The 3,438-nt window shown below is 46.4% G+C and carries 4 protein-coding genes and 1 tRNA gene; all 5 read left to right on the forward strand.

The genetic code is table 11. The features are described 5' to 3' along the window. On the forward strand, positions 1 to 847 hold an 847-nt coding region (era, locus tag ACWVCM_RS00565; RefSeq protein ID WP_455199746.1), incomplete at its 5' end, for a GTPase Era. After that, positions 801 to 1,646 carry a DNA repair protein RecO gene (recO, locus tag ACWVCM_RS00570; RefSeq protein WP_455199747.1) on the forward strand — a complete coding sequence of 282 codons (846 nt, stop codon included), beginning with the start codon at positions 801 to 803 and terminating at the stop codon, positions 1,644 to 1,646. The genes era and recO, both read left to right, overlap by 47 nt. Positions 1,647 to 1,722: 76 nt before the next feature. Beyond that, positions 1,723 to 2,472 carry a pyridoxine 5'-phosphate synthase gene (gene pdxJ, locus ACWVCM_RS00575; RefSeq protein ID WP_455199748.1) on the forward strand — a complete coding sequence of 250 codons (750 nt, stop codon included), beginning with the start codon at positions 1,723 to 1,725 and terminating at the stop codon, positions 2,470 to 2,472. Continuing rightward, on the forward strand, positions 2,469 to 2,858 hold the full coding sequence (gene acpS / locus ACWVCM_RS00580) for a holo-ACP synthase (RefSeq protein ID WP_455199749.1): 390 nt from the start codon (positions 2,469 to 2,471) through the stop codon (positions 2,856 to 2,858). The genes pdxJ and acpS overlap by 4 nt, the downstream gene beginning before the upstream one ends. 327 nt (positions 2,859 to 3,185) lie before the next feature. Then, positions 3,186 to 3,262: transfer RNA gene (locus ACWVCM_RS00585), tRNA-Met, on the forward strand. Positions 3,263 to 3,438 lie beyond the last annotated feature (176 nt).

The following is a 3,438-nucleotide window of genomic DNA, read 5'->3' on the forward strand; positions in this document are numbered from 1 at the left end:
CGGAAAATCGACCCTGCTTAATCAATTGCTCGGGCAAAAAATTAGTATCACAGCTCACAAGCCTCAAACCACGCGCCATCGTATATTAGGTATTAAAACTGACGACCGGGCGCAAATTATTTATGTTGATACGCCAGGTATCCATGACAAGGCGAAACTTGCACTGAATCGCTATATGAATCGTGCGGCAACATCTTCCATTAACGATGTTGATGTCATTCTTTTCGTAATAGATAGCGCGCATTGGGATGATAAAGATGAGTATGTATTAAAAAAAATTGCGGCTATCGATGTTCCCGTGATATTGGTGCTAAACAAGCTTGATAAGTTAAAGGACAGGGAAAATTTATTACCTAGTTTAGAGATGCTGGCGAGTAAAATGAAATTCGCTCAGCTGATCCCCGTATCAGCACGCACAGGAGAATCGGTAGATGTACTGGAAGATGCTGTGGTTGAATTGCTGCCAGAATCAGGACCTTTTTTTCCCGAAGACCAAATTACGGATCGTAGTGAGCGGTTTATGGCGGCTGAGTTTATAAGGGAGAAACTGATGCGCAGTTTGGGTGAAGAGGTGCCTTACGCTTTAACCGTTGAAATAGAACGATTTGAAGATCAAGGGAGTTTAAAAAAAATTAATGCCATTATCTGGGTGTCTCGCGCTGGGCAGAAAGGTATTATCATTGGAAAGGGTGGCAGTTTATTAAAGCGAATTGGAGAGCAGGCTCGCAAGGATATGGAGAGCGCATTCGATAGCAAGGTTTTTTTACAGCTCTGGGTAAAAGTAAAGCAGGGCTGGTCTGATGATGAGCGCGCATTACGCAGCCTGGGCTATAGCGATGAGCAATAACCAGCGAATTCAATTACAAGCTGCATACATCATTCATCAACGACCTTACCGCGACAGCAGTGCATTGCTGGAGATTTTTTGTGAAAATTTTGGTCGCTGTGCACTGGTTGCCAGGGGGATTAAGCGCCCCAAATCTAAACTGCGGGGATTGCTGCAGCCGTTTCAACCGTTATTGTTATCCTGGGTCAGTAAATCTGAGCTGGGGACCTTAACGGATGCTGAGCTTTTTCAGCAACCGGTACAAATCAAACCAAAATACCTGGCGAGTGCCTTTTATCTAAATGAACTCATCCAGTACTTATTGCACAGGGATGATCCTCATGATGAATTGTTTCATGGCTACCATAATACAATTATTAATCTGCAACAGCTGAGTGGTAGTAAGGATGAGGACTTGCTCTGGCAGTCTTATTTGAGACAGTTTGAACTAGTTCTCCTGCAATCCATTGGTTATGGTCTGGTGCTGGATCACGATGTTAGTACCCAGTCTCCCATTGACGTGAACAGCTGGTATGACTACTGGCTGGATCATGGGCCAGTTAAAATTTCCTCTGAGGCGGAAGAGATTCGTGGTGTAAAAGTTTCCGGTGCAACATTAAAGATGTTGTCGGATTATGCAATGCTTCGGGAACATGCCCAGGTGACCGATGCAGATTCCGTCTTATTGTATAAACAGGCCAGACAGTTGCTGCGAACGGTATTGGATCATCACCTGGGCTCAAAAGTTTTGCATAGCAGATCACTGGTGATAAACGCTCAATCTACAGCTTATTCCACGGACAATGCACTGATTAAATAGCGGATGGCGGGGCACTTCGGCGCGTCAACATAGTCAACTATACTACAACGATGACCCTTTCAGGATGGATAACATAATGCATAGCATTCTCGACAATACAATTTTATTAGGCGTCAATATTGATCATGTTGCCACGCTTCGACAGGCCCGTGGCACGCGTTATCCAGACCCAATACAAGCGGCTATTGAAGCAGAACAGGCGGGAGCCGATGCCATTACCCTGCATTTACGCGAAGATCGCAGGCATATTCAGGATCGTGATGTAGAAATGCTAAAGGATATCCTCCAGACTCGCATGAACCTGGAAATGGCAGTAACCGAAGAGATGCTGGAAATCGCTGAACGTATTCAACCTGAGGATTGCTGCCTGGTCCCGGAGCGCCGGGAGGAGTTAACCACGGAGGGTGGTCTCGATGTGGTCGGGCAGTTCGATCGCATCAGCGATGCATGTCGGCGCCTTGCTGCTGCGAACGTGCAGGTGTCATTGTTCATCGATGCTGATGCGGATCAAATTGAAGCTGCGGCCAGGGCAAAAGCGCCTGTCATCGAAATTCATACGGGTGCATTTGCGGATGCGACAACCCGGGCTCAACGTCATGCGGAACTCAACAGTATTATTCAGGGTGTTAAACTGGGGCGGGAATTGGGTTTACAGGTTAATGCGGGCCATGGATTGCATTACCACAATGTTCAGGACATTGCCGCAATTGATGGCGTCAAGGAACTGAATATTGGTCACGCTATTGTAGCGCGTGCTGTGTTTACTGGACTGCAAGCCGCTGTGAGCGAAATGAAAGCCTTGATGATCGAGGCAAGCGTCAAGTGATCCATGGGATCGGTACAGATATCGTTCAGGTCTCCCGGCTCGAGACCAGCCTCACCAGGCATGGTGATCGCTTTGCTGAGCGAATCTTGTCAGAACCCGAATACGACACATTTCGTACCCAGTCACAGCCTGCTTATTTTTTAGCTAAACGTTATGCGGCAAAAGAAGCGGCTGCGAAGGCATTTGGCACCGGGTTTCGAGATGGGCTGAGCTTACGTCATATTATCGTCGCCAATGAGGACAATGGTCGTCCAATTCTGAGATTTGTGGACACGGCGCAAAAGCTCGTTGACCAGTTCAATATTGGTGAAAGTCACCTGAGTCTAAGTGACGAGAAAGATTATGCAATTGCGTTTGTGATTTTAGAAATCCGGACGAATTTGTAGTTTATTGCCGTTGCTAGTGAGTAAAAATTTTCGCCTTTGGCTGAAGCCAGGTGAAGAGCGCTTGTTTTCAAGGTTCCTGCTTAATATTCAAGACGCAAATGAAGGGCCCTGGAAACCAGGACTGCTAAGCGTCATAAGCTCAAAAAACAGAGAATTAGTCGATTGCAGCCACCAATTAACGCTATTCGTGATTGAAAATATCGTTATTGACCCTATTATTACACCAGGTGGCGTATTACATCGCAGGCTTGTAAGGTATTTGCGGTCAATAACTGATTAGCCCTTGCTATTGTCTTACCAGTTTCGGTAGAATCCCACCCCTTCAGGTGCGGGGTGGAGCAGTCCGGTAGCTCGTCGGGCTCATAACCCGAAGGTCGCAGGTTCAAATCCTGCCCCCGCTACCAATATATAGATGGTTTTGAAGGTCCAGGATCAATTCCTGAACTTTCAGCCAAAAATAAAGACGAAAGAAGACCTCGGTAACGAGGTTTTTTTTTGGCATAGTGCCTGCTTTAGATCTGCGTGAATATATCGCAAGCAATTTGCGAAAATTCAGCCGTAACTGCGTAATAACTTTGGC

It is taken from the genome of Kaarinaea lacus, assembly GCF_975902315.1.